At 44.9% G+C, this 25,542-nt stretch carries 20 protein-coding genes; 13 read left to right on the top strand and 7 right to left on the bottom strand.

Annotated features, from left to right (window positions below; genetic code table 11):
- Window position 1: 1 nt before the first annotated feature.
- From ACZ5QV_RS12580 to ACZ5QV_RS12550, 7 genes are all read left to right on the top strand, one after another.
- Window positions 2-985, top strand: a complete 984-nt coding sequence (locus ACZ5QV_RS12580) for an ABC transporter permease (protein WP_464600130.1) — start codon at window positions 2-4, stop codon at window positions 983-985.
- A complete protein-coding gene (locus ACZ5QV_RS12575; RefSeq protein ID WP_464600129.1) occupies window positions 982-1,947 on the top strand; it encodes an ABC transporter permease in 966 nt (321 codons plus the stop codon). Before ACZ5QV_RS12580 ends, ACZ5QV_RS12575 begins: the two co-directional genes overlap by 4 nt.
- Window positions 1,948-2,006: 59 nt before the next feature.
- A complete protein-coding gene (locus ACZ5QV_RS12570) occupies window positions 2,007-3,728 on the top strand; it encodes a dipeptide ABC transporter ATP-binding protein (RefSeq protein ID WP_464600128.1) in 1,722 nt (573 codons plus the stop codon).
- 1,478 nt (window positions 3,729-5,206) lie between these two features.
- Window positions 5,207-7,504, top strand: coding sequence for an EcoAI/FtnUII family type I restriction enzme subunit R (gene hsdR / locus ACZ5QV_RS12565; RefSeq protein WP_464600127.1), 2,298 nt, complete (start codon window positions 5,207-5,209; stop codon window positions 7,502-7,504).
- Window positions 7,505-8,029: 525 nt separating this feature from the next.
- On the top strand, window positions 8,030-9,481 hold the full coding sequence (locus ACZ5QV_RS12560; protein WP_464600126.1) for a type I restriction-modification system subunit M: 1,452 nt from the start codon (window positions 8,030-8,032) through the stop codon (window positions 9,479-9,481).
- Complete coding sequence (locus ACZ5QV_RS12555; RefSeq protein WP_464600125.1) at window positions 9,478-11,193, top strand: restriction endonuclease subunit S; 1,716 nt, start codon at window positions 9,478-9,480, stop codon at window positions 11,191-11,193. Before ACZ5QV_RS12560 ends, ACZ5QV_RS12555 begins: the two co-directional genes overlap by 4 nt.
- 92 nt (window positions 11,194-11,285) lie before the next feature.
- On the top strand, window positions 11,286-11,825 hold the full coding sequence (locus tag ACZ5QV_RS12550; protein ID WP_464600124.1) for a GNAT family N-acetyltransferase: 540 nt from the start codon (window positions 11,286-11,288) through the stop codon (window positions 11,823-11,825).
- Window positions 11,826-11,857: 32 nt separating this feature from the next.
- Here the strand turns inward: ACZ5QV_RS12550 and ACZ5QV_RS12545 are convergent, their stop codons facing one another.
- The 3 genes from ACZ5QV_RS12545 to ACZ5QV_RS12535 are packed head-to-tail and all read right to left on the bottom strand — an operon-like array spanning window position 11,858 to window position 12,694.
- Window positions 11,858-12,166: a nucleotidyltransferase family protein gene (locus ACZ5QV_RS12545; RefSeq protein WP_464600123.1), complete on the bottom strand. Its 309-nt coding sequence runs from the start codon at window positions 12,164-12,166 to the stop codon at window positions 11,858-11,860.
- A 58-nt stretch (window positions 12,167-12,224) separates the two neighbouring features.
- Window positions 12,225-12,503: a type II toxin-antitoxin system RelE family toxin gene (locus ACZ5QV_RS12540; RefSeq protein ID WP_464600122.1), complete on the bottom strand. Its 279-nt coding sequence runs from the start codon at window positions 12,501-12,503 to the stop codon at window positions 12,225-12,227.
- The gene (locus ACZ5QV_RS12535) at window positions 12,503-12,694 is read right to left on the bottom strand and encodes a DUF7557 family protein (RefSeq protein WP_464600121.1); all 192 of its coding nucleotides are present in this window, start codon (window positions 12,692-12,694) and stop codon (window positions 12,503-12,505) included. The genes ACZ5QV_RS12540 and ACZ5QV_RS12535 overlap by 1 nt, the downstream gene beginning before the upstream one ends.
- Before the next feature lie 502 nt (window positions 12,695-13,196).
- Here ACZ5QV_RS12535 and ACZ5QV_RS12530 point away from each other — a divergent pair.
- The 5 genes from ACZ5QV_RS12530 to iscB (ACZ5QV_RS12510) all read left to right on the top strand — a co-directional run bounded on the left by ACZ5QV_RS12530 (window position 13,197) and on the right by iscB (ACZ5QV_RS12510) (window position 18,275).
- Window positions 13,197-14,663, top strand: coding sequence for a sodium-dependent transporter (locus tag ACZ5QV_RS12530; protein WP_464600120.1), 1,467 nt, complete (start codon window positions 13,197-13,199; stop codon window positions 14,661-14,663).
- Window positions 14,664-14,768 carry a MetS family NSS transporter small subunit gene (locus tag ACZ5QV_RS12525; protein ID WP_464600119.1) on the top strand — a complete coding sequence of 35 codons (105 nt, stop codon included), beginning with the start codon at window positions 14,664-14,666 and terminating at the stop codon, window positions 14,766-14,768.
- Window positions 14,769-15,379: 611 nt separating this feature from the next.
- Complete coding sequence (locus tag ACZ5QV_RS12520) at window positions 15,380-16,180, top strand: sulfite exporter TauE/SafE family protein (RefSeq protein ID WP_464600118.1); 801 nt, start codon at window positions 15,380-15,382, stop codon at window positions 16,178-16,180.
- A gap of 156 nt (window positions 16,181-16,336) precedes the next feature.
- The gene (locus ACZ5QV_RS12515) at window positions 16,337-16,726 is read left to right on the top strand and encodes an FxsA family protein (protein ID WP_464600117.1); all 390 of its coding nucleotides are present in this window, start codon (window positions 16,337-16,339) and stop codon (window positions 16,724-16,726) included.
- A gap of 247 nt (window positions 16,727-16,973) precedes the next feature.
- Entirely contained in the window at window positions 16,974-18,275 is a 1,302-nt protein-coding gene (gene iscB, locus ACZ5QV_RS12510) for an RNA-guided endonuclease IscB (RefSeq protein WP_464600116.1), read from the top strand.
- Window positions 18,276-18,340: 65 nt separating this feature from the next.
- Here the strand turns inward: iscB (ACZ5QV_RS12510) and ACZ5QV_RS12505 are convergent, their stop codons facing one another.
- The 4 genes from ACZ5QV_RS12505 to iscB (ACZ5QV_RS12490) form a co-directional block, all read right to left on the bottom strand.
- Window positions 18,341-19,216: a hypothetical protein gene (locus tag ACZ5QV_RS12505; protein ID WP_464600115.1), complete on the bottom strand. Its 876-nt coding sequence runs from the start codon at window positions 19,214-19,216 to the stop codon at window positions 18,341-18,343.
- 90 nt (window positions 19,217-19,306) lie between these two features.
- Window positions 19,307-20,197, bottom strand: coding sequence for a hypothetical protein (locus tag ACZ5QV_RS12500; protein WP_464600114.1), 891 nt, complete (start codon window positions 20,195-20,197; stop codon window positions 19,307-19,309).
- Between the two features lie 360 nt (window positions 20,198-20,557).
- Window positions 20,558-21,790 (bottom strand): nicotinate phosphoribosyltransferase, encoded by a 1,233-nt coding sequence (gene pncB, locus ACZ5QV_RS12495; RefSeq protein WP_464600113.1) that lies wholly within the window; start codon window positions 21,788-21,790, stop codon window positions 20,558-20,560.
- A gap of 705 nt (window positions 21,791-22,495) precedes the next feature.
- Window positions 22,496-23,785, bottom strand: coding sequence for an RNA-guided endonuclease IscB (gene iscB / locus ACZ5QV_RS12490; RefSeq protein WP_464600112.1), 1,290 nt, complete (start codon window positions 23,783-23,785; stop codon window positions 22,496-22,498).
- 720 nt (window positions 23,786-24,505) lie between these two features.
- Here iscB (ACZ5QV_RS12490) and ACZ5QV_RS12485 point away from each other — a divergent pair.
- Complete coding sequence (locus ACZ5QV_RS12485) at window positions 24,506-25,450, top strand: hypothetical protein (protein WP_464600111.1); 945 nt, start codon at window positions 24,506-24,508, stop codon at window positions 25,448-25,450.
- Window positions 25,451-25,542 lie beyond the last annotated feature (92 nt).

Below are 25,542 nucleotides of genomic sequence, written 5' to 3'. Positions count from 1 at the left end.
AATGGAAAAAGACAGAAATTCATTTATTTACAGATTGTTATTGACCCTTTTTGTAATTCTTGCCATTAATTTTTTTCTTCCGAGGATGATGCCCGGCGATCCATTCTCAACCACTTCCGCAGATGAGGTAGGAGAAGAGATTGTTGTAATGACGGAGGAGCAACGTCTTTATTATGTAAACTATTACGGACTTGACAGGCCACTTCATGAACAGTTTTTAGTATATATGAAAAACCTGATGACGGGCAATCTGGGCAGGAGTATCTATTACAAAATGCCGGTCAGGGATGTAATAATGCTCCATCTCCCCTGGACTATGCTGATTATCACAGGCTCTACGGTAATCAGTACAATCCTCGGAGTGGGGCTCGGCATACTTTCGGCAAAGAACCGAAAAAAAGGGAGTGATAAAATTATGATGGCAGGCATGATTGCCTTTGCAGAAATTCCCTCCTTTCTGCTTGGCCTGATTCTGCTTCTGATTTTTAGTGTATATTTCAGGCTTTTTCCGCTTGCAGGGGCTATTACCCCCTTCGCAAACTATAATGGTTTGGAAGAACAGGCCTGGGATATACTGCACCATGCCTTTTTGCCCATTGTAACTCTATCACTTGCACAATTGACCGACGTCTACCTGCTCACCAGAAATACCCTGATTACAGTGACCACAAAGGATTATATCAGGACTGCCCGAGCCAAAGGGCTGGGGGAAAAAATCGTATGGAACCGACATGCACTCAGAAATGCACTGCTTCCTGTAGTGACAAGGACAGGTTTTATGATCGGTATGATGATGGGAGGTGTTGTACTTGTTGAGAGTGTTTTTTCTTATCCCGGTATAGGGATGACCCTCAGAAGTGCTGTAGTCGGCCGGGATTATCCTCTAATTCAGGGTATTCTTCTGGTAATTGCAGTCTCCATTCTTATCTGCAATCTGCTGGTTGACAAAATATACGGGAAACTTGATCCGAGAGTTGCGATATGATAAAGAATATTACTACCTTTGAAAAAGCCGGAATACTCTCTTATATTCAGGCTTTTATTCATGCTGTTATTCAGGCCATTAGTCAGGCTTTAAAAATTCGCAAAGTTACCCACAGTATAACCAGGATACTCTTCAGGTTCAGTACTGAAGGTAAAATTGGGGTCTTTGGTATTGCCTGTATCATTTTAATGGCCGTTTTTGCGCCTGTGATTACAGATTATCCCCCTCAAAAGATTACGGGGGATTCCCTTGAGCCTCCCGGGCCAGGGCACATACTTGGAACCGATGAACTTGGTATGGATATCTGGTCACAGATATGTTATGGTGCAAGAATGAGCCTCACAATAGGCCTTGCAGTAGCCTTTGCGGCAGGTTTCGGGGGAGGAGCTCTCGGAATACTGGCCGGGTATATGGGAGGGCACATTGATCAGGGCCTGATGAGGGTAATTGATGTGACGATGGCTCTTCCGAGTTTTCCTCTTCTGATTGTAATATCTGCTTTTCTCGGTCCAAGTATTTTTAATGTAATTTTCATACTTGTTCTTTTCAGCTGGGCCAAACCCGCACGTATTGCACGTTCTCAGACGCTGTCCTTAAAGAAGAACAACTATATTATTGCCGCCCGGAATTACGGGGCAAAACCCTTTTACATGCTTTGGAGGCATATTTTTCCGGAAGTTATGCCTGTTCTGCTTGTGCTTATCATCGGCATATCCTCACATGCAATCATAGCCGAAACAGGCCTTGCCTTTCTGGGCCTCGGAGATCCTACTTCCAAAAGCTGGGGGATGATGCTTAATCATGCAACCGTTTTCAGGTCGATATATTTTACACCTTACTGGCAATGGTGGCTATTGCCTCCGCTGTTTATGCTTATTTTCCTGCTGCTCTGTCTTGCGTTCATAAGCAGGGATATGGAGAGAGTGCTTGATCCGAAATTAAAGATAAAGAAAGGTTTCTGATTATGAGTCTGCTTAATAAGAGTTCTGATTATGATAAAGTTTAAAAAAGGGTTCCGATTATGAGTCTGCTTAAAATCAATGATCTAAAATGCCATTATCTGACTGACAGTAACACTGTTAAGGCTGTTGACGGCATTTCTTTTGAAATTGAAGCCGGAGATATTCTGGGTATTGTTGGAGAATCCGGAAGTGGCAAGACTACTGTTGCCCTTGGGATCATGGGGCTTTTGCCAGAAAATACAACCTTTTCCGGGGAAATTCTTTACCAGGACAATGTAATATCTTCTCTGCCCGAATCCGGAATGGACCGATTCAGATGGAAAGATATTGCAATCGTTTTTCAGAATGGCCTGGAGGTTATGAACCCTGTTATGAAAGTAGGCGTTCAGGTAACGGAACCAATGATAAGGCATCTTGATATCAGCCCTGACAAAGCCCGGAGTAAATGTGCTGATTTATTCCGGACTGTCGGCCTTGATCCAAAATGGATGGATTCATATCCGCACCAGCTCTCCGGGGGTATGAGGCAGAGGGTTCTTCTGGCAATGGCTCTTTCCTGCGATCCGAAATTACTGATTCTTGATGAAGTTACTTCCGCACTTGACGCATTTACCCGAAAGGAGATCCGGGACCTTCTGGTTGACCTTCAAAAAAAGAATGGTTATACGATGTTAATGATCTCTCATGACATCACTTTTGTGTCTTCTGTGGCGTCCAGGATTGCTGTTATGTATTCAGGAAAAGTTGTGGAAACCGGACCTGTAAAGGATATTCTCGTATCTCCCCGTCATCCTTATACAAGAGGGCTTGTCCATTCGACCCCGGATATTTTCGTTTATAAAGATTTATGGGGAATTCCGGGAGAGGTTCCGGCAGGGGACGGATTTAAAGGCTGTCCTTTCAGCCCGAGATGTACACAAAAAATCGAGATCTGCAATAAAGCTTCTCCGGCTCTGTTGCCAGCAGGAGACGGGCGGGAAATTGCGTGCCATAGAGGAGGCATAGCAGGCCTTCTGGAGGCTAAAAACCTGAGTTTCAGTTATCGTCTGCCAGATGGAGAATATCTCCAGGCAGTTGAAAATGTTAATCTGGAAGTGAGGGAAGGAGAGGTCCTTGCAATTGTCGGTCAGACCGGTTCAGGCAAGTCAACCCTTGCACATATCCTTGCAAATGTAATAAGGCCCGAATGTGGAGATGTCCTGTTTATGGATGGGAATGTCAGCGAGGGAAACTATGGAAACAGGGTCAATGGCATTCAGATAGTATTCCAGGACCCGTTCAGTTCAACCAGTAACAGGTTTACCGTGCTTGATGCAGTCAAAGAGCCTCTTTATATCAATAAGATCGGGTCCAACGGAGATAGACTGCAAATGGTTAAAAATGCCCTTGAACTGGTTCGTCTTCCCAGTACTGAGAATTTCCTCAGTAAATATTGCGGGGAACTCAGCGGCGGGCAGAGGCAAAGGGTTGCACTTGCCAGAGCGATGGTTATGGAGCCGAAACTTCTTATTGCCGATGAGATAACTTCGGCTCTGGATGTTTCAACCTCTGCAAATGTATTGCGTCTTTTAAAGGGCCTTCAGAACAGGAGAGGGTTTGCAATGATATATATTTCACATGATCTCTCCCTGACCCTGAAGATTGCTGACAGAATAGCCGTTATGAATTCCGGAAAGATTGTAGAAATGGGAAATTCTCACGATGTGATGCTTTCGCCTTCCGATGAGTATACAAAAAGACTTGTGGGTTCAAGAATCGGGCTTTGCTGTCATAATCATTAAGAAATAAGTCATATATAATATCAAATTTCAAGGCAGGGTTTCTGTGATAGCAAATTTTGTATGTGTGTCATTAAGAAAAGGCCGCTCGCTTGCACGACCGATGAGAGCCCCGTCTCCCCTCACTTGAAATAAATGAACAATTGCCTGAAGTTTGGTTTAAGCCACAAAATCAAGACCCTGGCTGAAGTTGAGAAACGTACATATCAAAACAGGCCCATGGTGTTGAAAGCCCGGCAACCTTGATAATCAGAAAAAATATATTTGCCCGGTCTTGGAGAAAGGCTTTTTGAGTCGCCTGGCCCGGAATTTTGAACACGATTTTTAGTTTTACCGGAGAGGGGTTAATTGTTGTGATTCAGAAAACCCGGGTCCTCAACAGCCGAAGCAGGAGGCTAGGTGTTTCAAAAATGATGTGATACGAATGCATACTTTCGTGCCGCTGTTTTGAGAGTAATTGAAGATTTTAGCATCCAACGCAGGGTTTCTGTGAAATCAAGTTTTTTATGTATGTCATTAAGAAAAGGCCGCTCGCTTGCGCGACCGGTGAGTGTACCGTCTCCTCACCCGAAATCAATGAACAATTGCCTGAAGTTTGGTTTAATCCACAAAATCAAGACCCTGGCTGAAGTTGAGAAACGTACATATCAAAACAGGCCCACGGTGTTGAAGTGCCGGCAACCTTGAAAATCAGAAAAAATATATTTGCCCGGTTTTGGCTAAGGAATGGCTGAAAAATAACTTCATATTTTCAGGTAGGGAAGCACTTTATACCCACACAGGTTATATTTTTGTTAATGGAAATGTCTTGTGTGTGCATTCAAACCACGGAACACACGGAACACACGGAAAGAATCCCGGAAGACACCAATTAAGGTTGTTCTGGCGTTTTTCAGTCCGCTTGAGTGAGCGAAGCGAGCGAAACGGACCTCGTGCTCCCGAAGCGAAACTCGGGTGCCGAAGCGAAACTCGGGTGCCGAAGCGAAACTCGGGTATTTAAAGTCCCGGTGTACTCACCGGCCATCAGGCCGGTTTCCGTGTCCTTCCGTGTTTTTCCGTGGTTAAGAAATGGTAAACAAAAATACTTGATATTATATTTGACTCATTCCTAAAAGCTTTTTGAGTCGTCTGGGCCGGATTTGTGAACTGGATTTATTGTTTTGCCGGATCTGGGCCGGGTGTTGGGGGTCAGAAACCCCAAGTCCTCAACAGCCGACGCAGGAGGCCGGGTGTTTCAAAAATGATGGGATACGAATGCATACTTGTGTATCACTGTTTTATGTGGCAAAAACAGCACCACCAAAAATTACATCGGAAGAAAATATACCTGCCGAAAGCAGGCTAATGAGGAATTTCTTTTGATTAACAATTTTTAAGTGTGCTGAGAGCCATGAAACCACAAAAAATTTAAAGACTCGAAGAGTGTTCGGTCTTATATAATTATTATAGAAATGTTCAACCCCCTTCCGGATGACTGCACGATGGAAAGTTTTGATAAAAGAGAGCTGAGTGAACGGGATATTTGCACTAAGTTCATAACCCCCGCAATCAAGAGCGCTAAATGGGATATCCGTAGCCAGATAAGGGAAGAAGTAAACCTGACCGAGGGCAGGATAATTGTCAAAGGTTCAGTTCCAAGGAGGGGGAAGCTGAAAAGAGCTGACTATATCCTTTTTTATAAACCAAATATTCCTCTTGCCGTGGTGGAAGCAAAAAAGAACAGTTTTGGGGTAGGGGATGGGATGCAGCAGGCCCTTATGTATGCCGAGATGCTGGACCTTCCTTTTGTTTTCAGTTCCAACGGGGACGCTTTTTTGCTGCATGACCGGACCGGGACTCTTGGACGGGTGGAGGAGGAAATCCCGCTTGAAAAGTTTCCTTCTCCGGATTTTCTCTGGGAAAAGTACTGTGAGTGGAAAGGGTTTGATGAAAACCGGCAAAAAATAGTGACCCAGGACTATTATACAGCGACCGGCGGCAAAGCTCCCCGTTACTACCAGAGGGTTGCGATAAACAGGACCATTGAGGCGATTGCCAGGGGGCAGAACAGGATTTTGCTTGTGATGGCAACAGGTACGGGAAAGACGTTTACGGCTTTTCAGATCATCTGGAGGCTCTGGAAGGGAGGTATGAAAAAAAGGATCCTTTTCCTGGCGGACCGGAATATTCTGGTTGACCAGACCCGGATCAATGATTTCAAGCCCTTTGGGGGCGCCATGACCAAAATCAAGAAGCGACAGGTGGACAAGTCTTATGAGATTTATCTTTCCCTCTACCAGGCGGTTACGGGCACGGAAGAGGTGAATAACATTTATAAGCAATTCTCCCCGGACTTTTTTGACCTGGTGGTCGTGGACGAGTGTCACAGGGGAAGCGCAGCCGAGGACTCGGCCTGGCGGGAAATCCTGAAGTATTTCTCTTCTGCGACCCAGATCGGGCTGACAGCCACCCCGAAGGAGACGAAGGAGGTTTCCAATATCGATTATTTCGGTGAACCGGTTTACACTTATTCCCTGAAACAGGGGATTGAAGACGGTTTCCTTGCGCCGTACAGGGTGATCCGCTTCGACCTTGATAAGGACCTCCAGGGCTGGAGGCCGGAGAAAGACCGGCTGGACAGGTACGGGAAGCTTATTGAAGACAGGATCTACAACCAGAAAGACTTTGACCGGGACCTTGTGCTTGAGAAAAGGACGGAAATTGTTGCGAGGCAGGTTTCTGAATTTCTGAAAGCTGAGGGCCGCTTTGACAAGACCATTGTGTTTTGTGAGAACATCGACCATGCCGAGCGAATGCGAAGGGCCCTTGTAAATGAAAACAGCGACCTTGCGGTCGAAAATCGCAGGTATGTCATGCGGATTACGGGAGACAACCCGGAGGGAAAGGCTGAGCTTGGCAATTTTATCGACCCTGAGAGCCGCTATCCGGTGATTGCCACAACCTCTAAACTGATGAGCACCGGGGTGGACGCTCAGACCTGCAAGTTGATCGTGCTGGATAAACGCATCCGGTCCATGACGGAGTTCAAGCAGATCATAGGCCGGGGGACGCGCATCCGAGAAGATTACGGGAAATTCTATTTTACCATTATGGATTTCAAGAAGGCCACGGAACTTTTTGCGGACCCGGATTTTGACGGGGAGCCGGTGGATATTTACGAACCCGGAGGGTCGGGGATGTGGGGAGGTTCGACCGGGGAAGGGTCAGGGAAAGAGAAATATTTCGTTGACGATGTGGACGTGGAAGTCGTTACCGAGCGCAGGCAGTATTACGGCCCGGATGGAAAGTTGATTACGGAATCCCTGAAGGACTATACGCGAAAGACCGTGCTCGGGGATTTCGAGTCTCTGGATTCCTTTTTGCAGCACTGGAACGAGGCGGAAAAGAAGCAGGCCATCCTTGAGGAACTTGAAGAGGAGGGGCTTTTGCTCGACGCTCTTTCTGAGGAGGTCGGCAGGGACTTCGATCCTTTTGACCTGATCTGTCATGTGGCCTTCGACTGCCCGCCCCTGAGCCGGAAAGAGCGGGCTGAGCAGGTGAGGAGAAAGGAGGACTATTTCAACCGTTATGGAAAACAGGCGAAGGAAGTCCTGGACGCTCTGCTGGAAAAGTACGCGGACGAGGGAGTCGAAAATCTGGAGAGCCTGAAGGTCTTGAACGTCAGGCCGTTTGACCGGATAGGCACCCAGATGGAAATCGTAAAACTCTTCGGGGGAAAGGCCGGGTATCTGGCTGCGGTCCGGGGCCTTGAGGACCAGCTCTATTCGGTTGAGGGCTGATTGATGGGGGACTCGAAGGGCTTATGAGGGATTGTTCGGTAGTGTTCCTGTTCAACCGCCCGAATTCCGCTTCAGCACCCGAGTTCCGCTTCAGCACCCGAGTTCCGCTTCGGGAGCACGGGGTCCGTTTCACTCGCTACGCTCGCTCAAGCAGACTATAAACCTTATTTCGGAAAAGTAAACAAAACACCGGAAAAACCGTAATTGCCGTCTTTCTTCATTCTTTTTTCCGTGTGTTCCGTGTGTTCCGTGGTTAAGAAATGGTAAACAAAAATACTTGAAAACTCACATTTCGATTTTTGACATTTTTGTACAAATTCATGATACAAAAATGCCATATAGTTAAAATTTTGTCACTTAAATGGCCAATATTCTGGAATTATTGTCCCCTATTGGCAGGGGGTCGAAATGTGGATGAAAATATATTTGACTCATTCCTTAACGACGCTTTAATAACATGTTAATAACAGTTTAATTATATTCCAATTCATACAACTCATCATTTACACGGAAAAAGGAATAACAATGTCTCTAAGTACCACTATCAAAGGCATTCAGGATATCATGCGAAAGGACGCAGGCGTTGACGGGGACGCCCAGCGCGTCAGTCAGCTTGGCTGGATGCTGTTTCTGAAAATTTTCGATGCACGGGAAGAAGAATACGAACTCGACGACGAAAACGAATACGTCTCCCCTATCCCCGAGGAACTGCGCTGGCGCAACTGGGCAGAAAAAGACGAAGGCATCACGGGGGAGAAACTGCTCGATTTTATCAATGAAAAGCTTTTCAAGACCTTAAAGGCCCTCTCTGTTGATGAAAAGGCCGACCCGAGAGGTTTTGTGGTCAGGGACGCTTTCGAGGATTCCTACAATTACATGAAAGACGGGACTTTGATCCGCCAGGTTATCAACAAAATCAACGAGATTGATTTCACCAGTTCAAAGGACCTGCACACCTTCGGCTCGATCTACGAAAAGATCCTCAAGGACCTCCAGGGCGCCGGAAACTCCGGGGAGTTCTACACTCCAAGGGCAGTTACTCAGTTTATAGTGGACATGGTGGACCCGAAAATCGGGGAAACAGTCCTGGACCCGGCCTGCGGGACGGGCGGTTTCCTGACCGCGACCATTGAGCACATGAACAAAGACAAGGACAATATCGAGGAGTTAAGGTTAATTCAGGAAGCCATCCACGGGATTGAGAAAAAGCAGCTCCCACACCTGCTCTGTGTAACCAATATGCTTCTCCACGGCATGGAAGTCCCGTCCCGGATCCGGCATGATAACTCCCTGTCCCGCCCGCTTCGGGATTATTCCCGGAAAGACCGCGTGGATGTAATCGTTACAAATCCCCCCTTCGGAGGCATGGAAACCGACGGCATAGAAGACAACTTCCCGGCAACCCTCAAGACCCGCGAAACCGCCGACCTCTTCCTGATCCTCATTATGAAGCTCTTAAAAGAAGGAGGCCGTTGTGGCATAGTCCTCCCGGACGGCACCCTCTTCGGGGAAGGCGTAAAAACCCGCATAAAAGAAAAACTTCTGAAGGAGTGCAACCTCCACACAATAGTAAGACTCCCAAACGGCGTCTTCAGCCCCTACACCGGCATAAAAACCAACCTCCTTTTCTTCACCAGTGGAACCCCCACAAAAGAAGTCTGGTTCTACGAGCACCCCTACCCCGCCGGCTACAAGTCCTACTCCAAAACAAAACCCATGCGCCTCGAAGAGTTCGCCCCCGAAAAAGCCTGGTGGCCCACCCGCATCGAAACCGAACACGCCTGGAAAGTCCCCGTTGAAGACATAATCGCCAGCAACTACAACCTCGACATCAAAAACCCCAACACAATCGAAAAAGACAACGGCGACCCCGAAGAACTCCTCAAAGAATACCAGGCCCTCCTCTCCGAAATCAAAGAAACCCGGCAGGAATTGAAAGAAGAACTCATGGCTTCACTGGCAGGTAAAAACGCATGAACCCCGACATTTTCTTCAAAAACTTCGAGCTACTGGCCGAGGCCCCAAACGGCATAAAAAAGTTGAGGGAACTTATCCTTCAACTCGCCGTCCAGGGAAAACTTGTGGAACAAAACGCAGAAGATGGACCGGCCTCGGTTTTACTTGAGAAGATAGAAGCTGAGAAGGAGAGGCTGGTAAAGGAAGGGAAAATCAGGAAATCAAAAAAAATACAGGAAATAAATCCTGAAGAAATACCTTACAGTATTCCAACTTCATGGATTTGGACTCGATTAATCGATGTATATGATGTCCGAGATGGGACACATGATAGTCCAAAATATTTAGAAGAAGGTATCCCCCTCGTAACTAGCAAAAATCTTTCTGATGGATTTTTAAATTTGACCAATGTCAAATATATTTCTGAAGATGACCATTCTAAAATTTCAGAAAGATCAAAAGTAGAAAAAAATGACATACTATTTGCTATGATTGGGAGTATCGGAAATCCTGCAATAGTTAATGTAGATTCAAAATTTAGTATTAAAAATGTCGCACTTCTTAAATATTATTCACTTGAAAATTCTGTACCAAAATATTTAAACTTGTTTTTAAGATTCGCCTCTAAGCATATGCGTAAACAAGCTGCTGGAGGGGTTCAATCATTTGTATCTCTTGGATATCTAAGGAAATATACCTTTCCTCTCCCGCCTCTCGCCGAACAAAAACGCATCGTCTCAAAAGTTGACGAACTCATGGCCCTCTGTGACGAACTCGAAACCCGCCGGCAGAAAAAACAGGAGCTTCGAGCAAAACTTAATGGGGCGGCTCTTGACAAAATGTTGAACGCCGAAAGCCAGGAAAAATTTGAAGAGAGCTGGCAGCGCATTTGTAAAAATTTTGATATTCTCTACGATAACCCTGAGAACGTTAAAAAACTCAGGCAGGCAATTCTTCAGCTTGCGGTTCAGGGAAAAATTGTGGAACAGAATGGAGAGGATGAACCGGCCTCGGTTTTACTTGAGAAGATTAAGGAAGAAAAGAAAAGATTGATCCGAGAACAGAAAATCAAAAAAATAAAAGTACTACCCGTAGAAAATGGAAAATTACCTTTTGAATTACCTTGTGGATGGGAATTTTCAAGACTTGGAGAAATCACAAAAAAACTTGGTGCTGGGAGTACACCTAAAGGTGGAAAATCAGTCTATCTGGAAAGTGGTATAAAATTTATCAGATCTCAAAATGTCTGGAACAATGGGCTCAAATTGGAAAATATTGCATGTATCCCTTCTGAAATTCATGAAAGAATGAACGGAACTTTTGTTGAACCCGGAGATATTCTTCTAAACATAACTGGTGCATCTATAGGAAGAAGTAGCATAGTTCCTCATGATTTTGATGAAGGAAACGTAAGTCAGCATGTGGCTATTGTCAGGTCAATTGATCGTGAAATTCGTGAGTATTTACACCTTTGTATCATTTCCCCATATATCAAAGATTTAATCATGAGTGAACAGGTTGGGATTTCACGTGAGGGCCTAAGTATGACTCGACTCAAAGAATTTTTAATTCCCATACCACCCCTCGAAGAACAAAAACGCATAGTCAAAAAAGTCGAACAGCTTTCGACCCTCTGCGACGCCCTCGAATTAAAACTTAAAAAATCTCAGAAGGACAGCGGGCAGTTGATGGAGTCGGTTGTTCAGAATTTGCTGGCAGAAGCGGCGGAATAAAGATCATAAAGGAATGGTAATAGTCCGCTTGAGGGAGCGCAGCGACTGAAACGGACCCCGTGCTCCCGAAGCGGAACTCGGGCTGAATAAGAATGAAATTCATGCAAAAAAAACGAATACGTACAGCAGAAGATGAAAATATCCCAGAACTATGGAATATTTGTGAAAATGCGTTTCCCCTCTATGAAAGAAGAATTCTTGAGCAGCAAATTGAAATTCTGGATAAGAGCTCATACAAACTGGAGGCCTGGATTGGAAATAATCGAGTAATTGGTTTTATGGGATGGTGGGACTTCGATCTCTTCCGGTATGTGGAACATTACGCGATAAATTCAGAATACAGGGCCAAAGGATATGGAAGCAAATTCCTCCGGGAATGGCTTGGAGAATCAACAACAAAAGTGATTCTGGAAATTGAGCCAGTTGTGGACGAAATAACTTACAAAAGACTGAAATTTTACAAGAAACTTTCCTTTGTTGAAAATGATTACAAACATATCCAGCCCCCATATCATAAAAATGGAGAAAGTCTGCCTTATAAAATATTGTCATATCCGGGAAAAATTCAACCTGGTCTGTATAATTATTTTGTTACAAAACAACGATTAGAGGTCATGCCTAAAATAGAATGACGAGGCAGGAAAAGGCCTTCTTAAATCGTTTTTTATAAAGGCACGACCTCGTTGAGAATACGTTCTCCAATAGCGGGTTTAAGGCCAGTTTTCGTCACCATGTCCACCTTTACCCCAAGGAGGTCACTCAAATAATATTCCAGTTCGATGTATTTAAGGAGGCCCGGAGCTTCATAGAACTGCACAAGGACATCAAGGTCACTGGAATCGCTTTGCTCCCCACGGACGTAAGATCCGAATAACCCTAGATAACTTACACTGTACTTTTCTTTTAACTCGGGGAGATGTTGCTTCAATATTCCGATAAAGTACTCTTTATCCTTTAACTCTGGGGCAGGCATTGTTTTTGTTATCCTCCAGATAATCCTTAATTGTCGTTATATCTCCACAGGCTAAATTTCAAAGCCAGTTATATCCCTTTTCACGAGGGATTATTTCGAGGACGAAAACGACGTTATCTTCCACCGCATAGATAACCCTGTAGTCACCAACCCTTAATCGGTACAGGTCATCTCTTTTATTCGTTCCTTTCAGTTTTTTGATTCCAGAACGAGACCTGCTTTTGAAAGGATCAATTTCAAGGCTTTTTATTCCTGTTTTTAGCCTTTCCTTTGTGTCATGATCCTGATCTACCAGAAATTTTACTGCATCGGGATGCAGCTTTACCTCAAAAATCATTAAATTTCATCCAGGGACACGAATTTCTCTTTTTCATCCAGTTTTTTGTACTGGCGTTCCATGAATGACTCATAATCGGATTCATCCATCAGGCGTTTTAGAATATCGTTGTAAGTTTCTCCCTTAATACCAAATTGTTTTAGTCTGTCCCTTATGTCTTTTGTTACCGGAATTGTTGTTGCTTCACTCATAATGTTCATTTGATTATTATAGTTATAAGGACTTATAATTTACTATAAACTACTTATAATTAGACTCCCTCTTGAAAAAGCCGTTTGCTGTGCAAACGGGACAGTGGCCCGTTTTCCTGATTTCCCCTAAAATAAACGCAGGCCTCCACATGTCGGCCTTCGACTTTTGAGGAAGGAGCCCCCTTCTTCTCGCCTGCAAAGTTAAATCACCGACAACATTTGAATGATATTGACATAGACTTCCCATTAATATCTTCAATTATTGATTTCCGTTTATATATATAAATTTAAATAAGATTAACAAAGAAATCCCCCTAATATCTTCAACTACTGATTTCAGCTGGCCGAAAAGCATTGTGAGCTAAGATACATACACCAGAGTGAAACTTAAAATATTATGTTGCATAGTACAATTATGCAGTTTACTTTACAGAAAAAATTGTTAAATAAGATGCTTTTTGCCAGATATGCGTTAAAAAAGTCGAAGAAGTGATGTGGTTTTATGGCACGAGAAGTCTGGAATACGAGAGTAGGCTTTATCCTTGCAGCGGTAGGGTCTGCGGTGGGCCTCGGGAACATCTGGAGGTTCAGCTACGCTGCATATGAAAACGGGGGAGGAGCTTTTCTCATCCCGTATTTCATTGCTCTGCTGACCGCGGGAATCCCGCTTATGATCCTTGAATTCAGCATGGGGAGCAAGTTCAGAGGAGCTGCTCCCATGGCTTTCAAGCGAGCAAAGAAAAGTTTTGAATGGATAGGCTGGTGGGGAGTGCTTGCCAGCTTTATTATCACGACCTATTATTCGGTCATAGTGGGCTGGAGCCTGGTATATCTCTTAAAGGCCTTCAACCTCGGTTGGGGTTCGGATACGGGAGCTTTCTTCAGTGAAACACTTTTAGAAATCTCGGACTCCCCCTGGAACCTCGGAGGTTTTGCTCTCAATGTCCTGGCAGGGCTTGTCGCTGTGTGGTTTATCATATGGGTCATTGAAATGAAGGGCGTACAAAAGGGAATCGAGAGGGCAAACAGGGTCTTTATGCCTCTCCTCTGGATCCTCTTAATCGTCCTCGTTTTCAGGACAATAACCCTTCCTGGAGCCATGGACGGGATTGAGTGGTACCTCAGACCCGACTTCAGCAGGCTTACGGACCTCAGTGTATGGCAGGCGGCCTACGGACAGGCTTTCTACAGCCTGAGCCTCGGGATGGCGATCATGATTACCTACTCAAGCTACCTCCCTAAAAAAAGTGATATCGTAAACAACGCATTCATTGTCAGCCTGGCCGACGGAGCCTTCAGTTTCACCATGGGTTTTGTGATTTTCGGAACCCTCGGGTATATGGCTTTTGCAAAAGGTCTGGGACTTGAAGAGGTCGTTGCCCAGAGCATAGGACTTGCTTTCGTTGTGCTGCCCGAAGCCCTCAACATGCTACCGGGTTTAAAAGCCCTCACGGCTGTTGCCTTTTTCCTGAGTATCGTGGTGGCCGCGCTTTCTTCTTTAATCTCTCTTGTGGAAGCTTTCGCTTCGGCCCTTATGGACAAGTTCGAACTGAAAAGAGGCATGGCAGTAAACCTGACCATTGTCCTCGGGCTCCTGTGCAGTCTGATCTACGCAACTAAAGCCGGTCTGTACTGGCTTGACATCGTGGACCACTTTATCAACACCTACGGCCTGATGATAGTGGGAATCTTAGAAGCCGTCGCAATCGGCTGGATCTACGGCGCGGATAAGATCAGGGAATGGGCAAACTCTTACTCGGATATCCGGGCCGGAGCCTGGTGGGACATCAGTATAAAGGTAGTCCTCCCGCTTGTCCTTGTCTACCTGGTGCTTAACGAAACAAAGACAAACCTCACCGTAACCTACGGAGGCTACGAGCCAGCCGCTGTGATGGTGGGGGCCGGAGTGATCGTTCTGGGAATTGTTATATCCTTCCTTTTGCCCCTCGTAAAGAAGGAGGTCGAGTAAATGCTGTCCACAGGCAGTATCGCAATGGCCATTTTCGGGTTCGTAGTCCTCTACGGAGGACTTGCCTATTTCCTGAACCTGGCCCTTAGAAAGAAGATGCTCTGATCAAAGAAAGACAAAAATTAAAAAAAGGTTGTAGGAAGCTTTTTTCACAACCATTTTACTTTTTTAGATCAGTTTTTTTTGCATTGCTGGTTTTTTGTATTGATCAATTAGTATCAAAAAATATAATAGAAGATGATTTATTTAAAATGATGGTATTAAGGAATGAGTCAAATATAATATCAAGTATATAATCGTAAGTATTTTTGTTTACCATTTCTTAACCACCCGAGTTCCGCTTCGGGATCACAGGAAATCGAAGATTTCCTGGGAGTTGCGATGAAATCGCAACAGCACGGGGTCCGTTTCGCTCGCTACGCTCGCTCAAGCAGACAAAAAAACGCCAGAGTAACCTTAATAGTCGTCTTCCTGCATTCTTTTTCCGTGTGTTCCGTGTGTTCCGTGGTTTGAATGCACACACAAGACATTTCCATTAACAAAAATATAACCTGTGTGGGTATAAAGTGCTTCCCTACCTGAAAATATGAAGTTATTTTTCAGCCATTCCTAAATAAAAAAATCACAATATAAAATTATACGTTCTCCCCTAACTTCCAGAACTTCCTGAAAAAAACTTCTGAGAAAAAAATACCCAGAGAAAAAAGACGAGTCCCATGCAAAGTTATCTGACCTACTGTTACCTCTTTCCCGTTGCCGTAGTTATTGCAATCCTTGCGATGTCCGCGGGCATTTCGGGCACCAACTTCTGGATCCCGGTTTATCTTATCTGGCTCGGGATCGAACCCAGGACTTCTTTCTGGCTGGGCCTGCTGACAATGATCTTCGGGTTTGGGTCAGGGATTCTCAGGAACCTTTATCAAAAAACCATTAACTGGTACATAGTAAAGGAGTACCTCAAAATCACGGTTCCCGCGTCTATTTTAGGAACTCTGCTTGTCCCCTTTGCTCCGGTGAAACTACTCCTGAGCCTGTTTGCCGGTTTTATTCTGCTCTACGGGGCCTATCTGGTGCAAAGATACTGGTTTTACAGGAAAGGAAAACTGCCGGAGCCTGAGGACCACGAGAAAATCTACCGGGGACGGGCATTTATCGCGGGTTTCCTGAAGGGCCTGATCGCAACCGGGCTTGGAAAACTGATAGTTCCCGGAATCATCGGACACAAAAAAATCCGGTCCCCCGCCGAGGCTGTGGGTTCAACGCTGGTAGTCATTTTTGTAGTGAATGGCTGTGCCCTGCTCTTCCGCCTTACCCCTGACTTTCTTTCCGTCCTTGCAGCCCAGAAAAGCCTGCTTTTTAACATCATGATCTGGGTGGCTCCGGGAGTAGTTCTGGGAGGACAAATCGGGCCTGCGGTCGCAAGAAAACTGTCGGTGCAGGGGATGAGGCTGTATGTGGGAAGCCTGCTGATAGGCATAAGCCTGCTGATCTTCTTAAGGACTTTTGTACCGTCCTGAAAGGAGAAAAAGAAACAGGCCTTCCAAAAAAACAATATAGATGGAGATATCAATAACTTTCTACAATTTAAAATACAATTCAAATTCAAAAAACCCTCTTAAAAAAACCCTAACTAAAACAAAACCCTAACTAAAACAAACAAAAAAAGGCCAGCCATGTTTCTGAAAATATTCTCCCTCTTCCTTATAATCCCGCTTGTTGAACTCTACCTCCTGTTGACGATCGGCGAGATAATAGGGGCCTTTAACACCGTGCTTATTATCCTCATTACCGCGACAATCGGGGCCTATCTGGCAAAGAGCCAGGGCTTTCTCGTGCTCCGCCAGATCCAGAATGCGACAGGTCAGGGTTACATACCTGGAAATGAACTCCTGCACGGGCTTTTCGTACTCGTAGGGGGTTTTGCCCTCCTGACTCCCGGTTTCCTGACCGACGCTGCAGGGTTTTCCATGCTTATCCCGCAAATCCGGAATATCTACGTGGGCCTGGCCCGGGAAATGATCCGGCGAAAAATCCAGAGCGGACAGTCAACTACCCCATGCTAAAGCAGTGGGGCTTGTATAAGCCCTAGTTGACCAGCCTAAGTCTTAATTGACTACGTTGGAAATGTCATGATACCTGCGAATGCTTCCTCAGTTTGCAGCTCTATCGTGTAGTATTAAAAGTCCTGAGAGGTAGGGACGGTGTGCTACGCATGACAAGCGTTTCCAACATTGGCGAGGGGAGACAATTTAAAAATTGCGTTACCTGCTATGGAAATTCGTTTCCAAAGCAGAGCGGAGAAATCCAAATATGGCATTCGTACTAAACAAGAACAAAGAGCCTTTAAGTCCCTGCCACGAAGCAGTTGCAAGAAAACTGCTTAAAGCGGGAAAAGCGGTTATTCACAAAAAATATCCCTTTACAATTCGACTCAAAGAGCTGAAAGAGTCCAAGGACAATTCGGCTTTTAGACTGAAAATCGATTACGGAAGCCGTCACACTGGTCTTGCTATTCTGAAAGGCTCAAATGTTGTCTGGGTTGCACAGTTGCACCATAAAACAGGCATAAAAAAGAATATGGATAGCAGAAGATCAATGCGGAGAACACGGCGAAATCGAAACACCCGTTATCGAAAACCGAGGTTTCTGAACCGGAAAAGGCGGGAAGGCTGGCTGCCTCCGTCCCTGCAAAGCCGTGTAGATAACATTGAAAATTGGGTCGAAAGGCTCAGGAAACTCTGCCCTCTGACTCATATTTCCTATGAAAACTGCAAGTTTGATACTCAACTCATGCAAAACCCTGAGATAAGTGGAATCGAGTACCAACAGGGAGAGCTGCAAGGATATGAGATAAGAGAATACCTGCTTGAAAAATTCGGTAGAAAATGTGTTTACTGTGGAGCTGAAAACGTTCCTTTAGAAATTGAGCACATTATTCCTAAAATCAGAGGGGGCTCAAACAGAGTCTCCAATTTAACATTGGCTTGTAGAGAATGCAACCAGAAAAAAGGAAGTCAAACTGCAGAAGAGTTTGGGCATCCAGAAGTGCATAACCTGGTTAAAAAGCCGCTTAAAGATGCTGCGATTGTAACAGCTACCAGATGGAAAGTTTTCGAGGCATTGACTAAAACGGGCCTTCCGGTAGAATGCGGCACGGGTGCAAGGACAAAAATGAACAGAATCAGGGCAGAGCTGCCAAAAGATCATCATTTCGATGCTATTTGTGTAGGAGAATCCACTCCAGAAAAAATCAATTTTGCAACAAACAACGTCCTGCATATCAAAGCAAAAGGAAGAGGGCAATATAAAAGAACAAATCTCGATAAGTACGGCTTTCCTCGTTCATACCTTCCCAGGCAAAAAACCTTTTTTGGTTTTCAAACTGGCGATACAGTCAAGGCGGTTGTACCCAAAGGCAAGTACAAAGGGACATGGTTTGGTTCCGTTGCTTGTAGAAAATCGGGTAGTTTCGACATCAAAAACAAAGAGGGGAAAAGGATCTCAATTAATAAAAAATACTTCAAAGTATTACAGAGGACAGATGGTTATGAATATTCGACAGAGAAGTGCGGCATTCCTCCCGGCGCTAAAGCAACCGGGCTCCCTGCCTGAATTTTTGAAGATGAATATACAGACCGGTTTCAATTAATTCGGATGCCTGAATTTAGATTTCAGCTTCAACGAGGGGGAGTTGACCTATCTCCCACTCCCTCCAGTATTTCTGCTTCGTTGGTCATTTCAGGCTCTTCGGAGAAATCGAGCCCTAATTTACCCATGATTACATAGCTCATCAGGTATCGTGAATCGGCCTCGATAATAAAGGTGTCAAGCGAATGGGCAGCCTGTATAATCGCATCCTCAAAATTCAATAAATCCGGATTTTCAGGGCTCATTTCAGGATCAAAAATGGCGTCTTCCGGCAAGCCCTCCCGATTCTCTTTTGCAAATAAGATTCCGGCAAGCCCGGACATGCCAGAGCTGCATACGATAATTTCCCCCCCGGAAGGAATCCCTCCCCCCCAGGGCAGAGCTCCGAAAAACCCGGAAAAATTCCCAGAATTTTCGATCTCGTAGTTCTGACCCTGCCTGTATACGGAAGTCCCAATAGCCCCGAGAGAAAGGGGAGCCACAAGGGATTCCCTCTTCAGTTTTTGGAGAACTGAAACGTTTCCGATCGCGCCCAGATAGGAAGCCGCAACCTTTACCGTCACCTCCAGATCCTCCTCGGCGGCAGCTCTACCTATCGAATAGAGAGAATACATGATACTTATGCAGGCATCTCCCAGGTTTTTCCCTGATGCGGCTTTTGCCATCCTCTCAAGAGACCTGAGGGCAAGAAAAGCCCCGACCTCCATTTTCTGCCTGGCGGCCGCATTTCCTATATCTTTTATCAGGGTTATGGCCCTTTTTGCATCTAGCTCAAGCTTCTTGTTAATGTAGTCTGTTCCCAATTCTGTCAAAAAATCGATGGAGCGGAAAACTCCCAGTTCGTCATTTACTTTAACTGAGTTCAGCCCCAGGTCTATTGCCCTTGTTTCGTTCAATCTGGACATTTTAGCATCCCCGGGTTATCGGCTTTGTTAATGGCAGTTCTCTGCCTCAAAAATAAGATAAATCATGTGAAAGTTTTGAGTATTGGAAGTTTAGTAGGCTTCCGAACCATTTTGCCATTTTTCGGTTTTTCTGGATTTTTTCGATCCCTTATTGACTTTGATCTTTTCAAGGTTTTGCAGAGCCACCCCTGCAATGATAGAAGCGCTCATCATGTACCTGTCGTCTGCATCAACCCTGATCGTTTCAAGGGAGTAGGACACCTGGAGCAAGGCCGCTTCAAGTCCCTGTTTGTCTGCGGCTTTACCTATACCTTCAAGGGAACGGGCGCTGGTATCTGCGGCCTCTTTCAGGTTTTTATTAATAGCTGTTATCCCAATTTCTTCCAGAAGAAACTCGGCACTCATAGCCGCATTTTCAAGATTTTGAGACGCTGCGGCCTTCCCCGCTTCCCCGAGAATGGAAATGGCACTATTGGCAGCGTCTCCAAGGTTCTGTTTTGTAAGGGCCCTTCCGATTCCCCCCAGGGAATAGACCACCGCAACGGATTCTTTTTTCAGCTTTCGGAAAGCTGCCGTGTTTCCCATTTCCCCAAGGCAGGAAGCTGCAACTTTTGCAGTAAGCTCAAGTTTTTCCGAGGCTGCGGTTTTGCCAATCTCCCCCACGGCCAGGGCGATCCCTACAAGGACATCTTCCATCTCCACTCTGTATGCCAGCCTTGCAAGCGGAGAATAGCTCATGACCGCATTCATAGCTTCGGGTTCAAGTCGGTGCAGGACCGCAGATTTTCCAATATCTCTTATATACTTGATTATTCTCACTGCGTCTTTTCCCTGTTTTTCCCTGACGTATTTCAATGCAATATCAGTCAGGTACTCAAGGGCCTGCAATATCCCGGCCTCATCTTTTTCATGAGCCGCAGCCATCCCGAATTCAAAAGCTTCGGTTTCATCAAGCAGTAAAATATTATCCGGCCCCCCCACGGTGCTTAAGATAGTTTATATTAGATATGGGACTGTGAGCTTATTAGTTTTGCTATGCGAGTGTATATTTCTTCGGCTATCGTTTTTTCAAAAAAATACAAGAATAAAAAAGGAAAATAAAATAAGATATAAAAAAAAGAGAAAAGAACATGAGAAAGTAAAAACTAGAGAAAATTAGAGAAAATTAGAGAAAATGAAAAAAAAGGGAAAATTAGAGAAAAGGGAAAAATAAAGAAAATAGAAAAAAACTTATCTCAGACAGCAGAAGACTCCTTCCTCGATGTTTCTAATCGAAGATTAGAAACTCCTGTTAAACCTATGGTTTAAAACGACAGCCGAAGGCTGACAGGTGGGGGTAGTTCACTCATCCAGGCCTTTTCTTCCGAACACGTAGTTTGCGACCCTTAATGCGTCCCTATCCCCGGTTTCTTTTTCCCCGGAGTCGCTCAGTTTTACGACCGGGATGCCGTTGATTTCATGCAGTTTGATAACCATGTTGAGGGGTGGGCTTTCGTGGAAGAACTCGGAATTATTGGTCAGACTTGTCCCTATCCCAAAGCTACAGTTGATTTTGCCTTCGCAGTACTCTTTTAGCCTGATTGCGTCTCTGGCGTGCAGAGCATCGCTGAAAACGACTACCTTTTTCATAGGATCAATGCCCATTTTAGTATAATGTTCAACCACCCTTTCCACAAAGACAAGAGGGTCCCCGCTATCATGGCGAACCCCATCGTAAAGTTTTGCGAGTTTGAGGGTAAAATCCTTGAAAAAGGCCTTTGAGCCAAAGGTATCGGAAAGGGCAATCCCGAGGTCTCCCCCGTAAACCTTTTCCCAGATTTCAAAGGCAAAATAGTTGGCTTTCCGGAGTCCCAGCAGGGCCGAAATTCCCATGATCCATTCGTGCCCCACAGTTCCGATGGGGGTCAACCCATATTTTTTTGCAAGGTAGACGTTGCTTGTACCTGCGAGAGCCGAAAGTCCATTGAGGGTTTTTATTACCCGGTCGTGAACCTCGAAACTCCTTCTCCTGCGAGTCCCGAATTCCGAAAAGCTGCACTTTTTCCCGTCAAGGGCTTTTCCCATCTCAAGGACTTTTTCCTCATAGGCTAGCAGGAGGTTTTCGTAGGAGGAATCAGCAGCCGGTTCAGGTCCGGAGGGGAGCTTTCTGCAATTTACCTTCCACCCGGTTTCGACCTTGCTGAAATACAGCTCGGAAACCATGGCCATGAGGACGATTTCCCAGAGGATCGTGCTGTGCCAGGGCCCTTTGATCCGTATGTCCAGGTTCATATCCTCATTCAGGACCACACATACTTCTTCGGGCCTGAACCGGTAGTTCCTGAGATATTCAAGATACATGGGCTTGAAAAATGGACATTTTTCCCGGAGCCAGAGGTACTCTTCCTCCGTAAGGACCAGTTTCGGGATGTCCTCTTCTATGGCCCTTTTCAGCTCTTCGACAAAACTTTCAGTGAAGCGTTGTTTTCCCCGATTGGTAAAACGGTATTCTGCATGGGTATCAGGAAAGAGTTCAAGCACCGCCATCTGCATAGTAAATTTGTAAAGGTCATTGTCAAGTATGGATTTGATCACGCAGGGCCTTCCTTTTAACGTTTTTCATATAGAATCATGTTAAAATATATAAATTCAATATCCCCTTTTCAATTTATACTTATTATTATTTTAAAGTTATGAGCCACTTTCAGGCTGGTGAGCCGGGCTGCTTCATGGATACTCAGGAAAACCGGGAAACCATCCGGTTTGTGCAGTAAACGGCCTTTTAGGGAGCATGGGATCTTTTTCGGGAGCTACGCTCCCTCAAGAGTACTAAAAAACACCAGAAAAACCTTAAATATCGTATTCCTGCCGTCTTTTTCCGTGTATTCCGTGTATTCCGTGTATTCCGTGGTTTGAATGCACACCATTGGTCATCGGTTAAGATACGAATTGTTACAAAAGTGTTATTTTCATCATACTTTCTGTCAACTACAAAATTGGAAATCGATATGCTGTTAGAACACGAGTAGTCAATTTAGGGTAAACAAAATCCTTAACCGAATACAAATGAGGAGCTATGTTGAAATGCATGGGGGCAAAAATCCGGGTGGAGTCAAAACCCGACAAAGGCAGTAAATTTATTTTCACGATTAGGACTTGCGCAGTTGAACAAAAAACCAGTAGCATGAAGCACCAAACTGTTTAAAGCACAATATTATTGATAAGCTCTTATGTGCTTGATTTTACATCTCAAGTGCGTAACTCATAACGATAAATCAGGCAGGATGCTCGTGACTTCAGTCATGAGAGGAATGCCGTCCACTTCAGATGTTCCACCGAATATTCATACCCATCCATTCGATTCAATACCTTGCAATATTTGTGATTTATACCCTGTGCAATTCTTTTTCCCTCTTTGTTTTTCAAGTCAAAATACCCGGATTTTCTACAGGCAACCGCCCCAGACCATGTTCCTGTGTACTTCCCTTTCGGAACTACAGCTTTAACAACATCTCCGGTTTGAAATCCGAAAAAACTTTTTTGTCTGCTTAAATATGCTCTTGGAAATCCGTATTTATCGAGATTTGTTCTGCAAAAAGAACCTCTTCCTTTTGCCTTTATGTGCAGAACACTGTTAGTGGCAAAATTGATTGTTTTGGGTGTGGATTGACCTACACAAATAGCATCGAAATGATGATCTTTTGGTAATTCCATTTTTATTCGGTTCATTTTTGTCCTTGCACCGGTACCACATTCTACAGGAAGTCCTGTTTTAGTCAATGTCTCGAACACTTTCCATCGGGTAGTGTTTATAATTGCAACTTCTTTAAGCGGTTTTTTGACTAAAGTATAAACTTCCGGATGCCCAAATTCTTCTGCGGTTTTACTTCCTTTTTCCTGGTTGCATTTTCTGCAAGCTAAGGTCAGGTTGGAAATTCGATCTGATCCCTCTCTACTTCTTGGGACAATGTGTTCAATTTCTAACGGAACGTTTTCGGCTCCACAGTAAACACATTTTCTACCGAACTTTTCAAGCAGGTATTCCCTGACCTCGTACCCCTGAAGCTCGCCCTGTTGATACTCGATTCCGCTGATTTCAGAGTTTTGCATAAGCTGAGTATCAAATTTGCAGTTTTCATAGGAAATATGTGTCAAGGGACATAGTTTCCTGAGTTTTTTTACCCAATTTTCTATATTATCTACACGGCTTTGCAGAGACGGAGGCAGCCAGCCTTCCCGCCTTTTCCGGTTCATAAATCTCGGTTTTCGATAACGGGTTTTTCTATTTCTCCGGGTTCTTCGCATTGCCCTTCTGCTATCGAGACTCTTCTTTATGCCGGTTTTGTGATGCAACTGTGCTGTCCAGATAACCTTTGAACCGTTCAGTATGGCAAGACCTGTATGGCGGCTTCCGTAATCTATTTTCAGCCGAAGTTCTGACTGATCTTTAGACTCTTTTAGTTCTTTGAGTCTAATTGTAAAGGGATATTTTTTGTGGATAACCGCTTTTCCTGATTTGAGTAGTTTTCTGGCAACCGCTTCGTGGCAGGGACTTAACGGTTCTTTGTTTCTGTTCAGTACGAATATCATACTGGATTTCTCCACTCTGCTTTGGAAACGAATTTCCGTAGCAGGTAACGCAGTTTTTGAAACTGTCTCCCCTCGCCAATGTTGGATATGCTTGTCATGTGTAGCACACCGCCCCTACCTCTCAGGACTTTTAATACTACACGATAGAGCTACAAACTGAGGAAGCATTTGTAGGTATCATAACAACTCCAACGTAGTCAATTAAGACTAAGGCTGGTCAACCAGGGCACATTACATGCCCGTCACTTTAGTGGAGGGTAGTTGACGATTCCCCGAAAACAGGAAACCATTCAGGAACCGGCTGCCGGCTGACCGGCCGGCCAGTTTCAAAAACCCGGGGAAAAAAGACCCCCGGAATTTCGAGATTTCCGAAATAGATCAACTGTCTGCCGAAAGGATACAAAATTATGCCCTAACTAAAATAATAAATACAGGGTATAATAAATTAATGATATAATATAAAGGAGATCAGGGAAAATAAAAGATAAAAGCTGGGGGGCCTTTATTGAATATCAGTCTTTTGAAAAAGATAGATTTTAAAGAAGTGCTTACAATCCTTGTTTTTCTGATTCTTTAATATATCTATCACTTTTCAAACGGACGACTGGTTGAATAATACCAGCAGGTAAAGCGCAACCCTGATATTCAGGGTCAACTGCCTCCCGGCTAAATGCCCGGGGGTTTTCTGCTGAGGTCTTATAAAAAGGAGAGGTGAGAGTTATGCCATCAGATAACGAAAACAGGGTATTGGAAGAAAACAAGGTATTGATGCTGGGGCTTTCCTCGATTGAGGAGGATTTTGAAGAGGGAGCGGTCCGGGCCCTGGACTTTCTGACAGAACGGGGCTCGGGTTTTTTTGCCGGAAATCAGGTAAACGAAGCAAAGCGTACGATAGCCTTCATAAGCGAAATAGGAAAAGCTGCGGCCCGGCAGAAAATGGAGATGGCAACCGTCCTTGCTCTCAAGGCCCTTGAAACCTTTCTGGACAACTCCATGGGGCAACAGATGGAGGATACCACGGTAAGCATCCTGCTCTCCTTCGGGAGCATAGGAAAGGAAGCAGCCGAAAAAAAGATGGAGATGGCCTCAAAGATCGCAGCGTCCATCCTGGGAGGAATAGGAAACACGGCAGCTCTCAGAGACCTGAAAAGAGAAACCATAGCCGTTGCAATTGGACTCGGGGAAATTGGAAAATCAGTCGCAAAGGTAAAAGTCCCGACCCGTGACGAAGACACAGCAACCTGCATATCCTGCCTCGGAGAAAACGGAGTCACCGCCGCAAAACAGGACCTCGAAGACGCCGTCATAGGGGCCGAACTCATGCTCGAAGAAATAGCCCTCGAAGCCCTCGAACAAAACTTTGAAAACCCGGCCAGGGAAATCAGTTCGTCCCTGGAAGAAATCGGAAAAGCCGCAGAAGAGGAAAGAATGGAAAGCGCGGTCCTCCAGGCAGCCTCAGCCCTCCAGACCATAATGACCGAAGCCCGGGGACGCTACCTGAACAACGCCTCGATTGCGGCTAAAGTGGCCCTGGAATCCTTCAATGAAATAGACACCATCAACGAAGAGGCCAGCATAGAAAAAATAAAAGAAATCAGAGAAACCATGAAAGATCTCTGGATGGAAAAAGAGGGCTTGAACGGAAAAAGAAAAAGAAAAGCCTGAATGGAAGGAGAAAGGGAAAAGCCTGAATATTCAGGTCTCGAACAAAAAATTGAACCCTACAAGCTGTCTCAAAACTAAATCCGATTATACAA

This window comes from Methanosarcina baltica (assembly GCF_055394095.1).
This window is presented reverse-complemented; position numbering and strand designations above follow the sequence as displayed.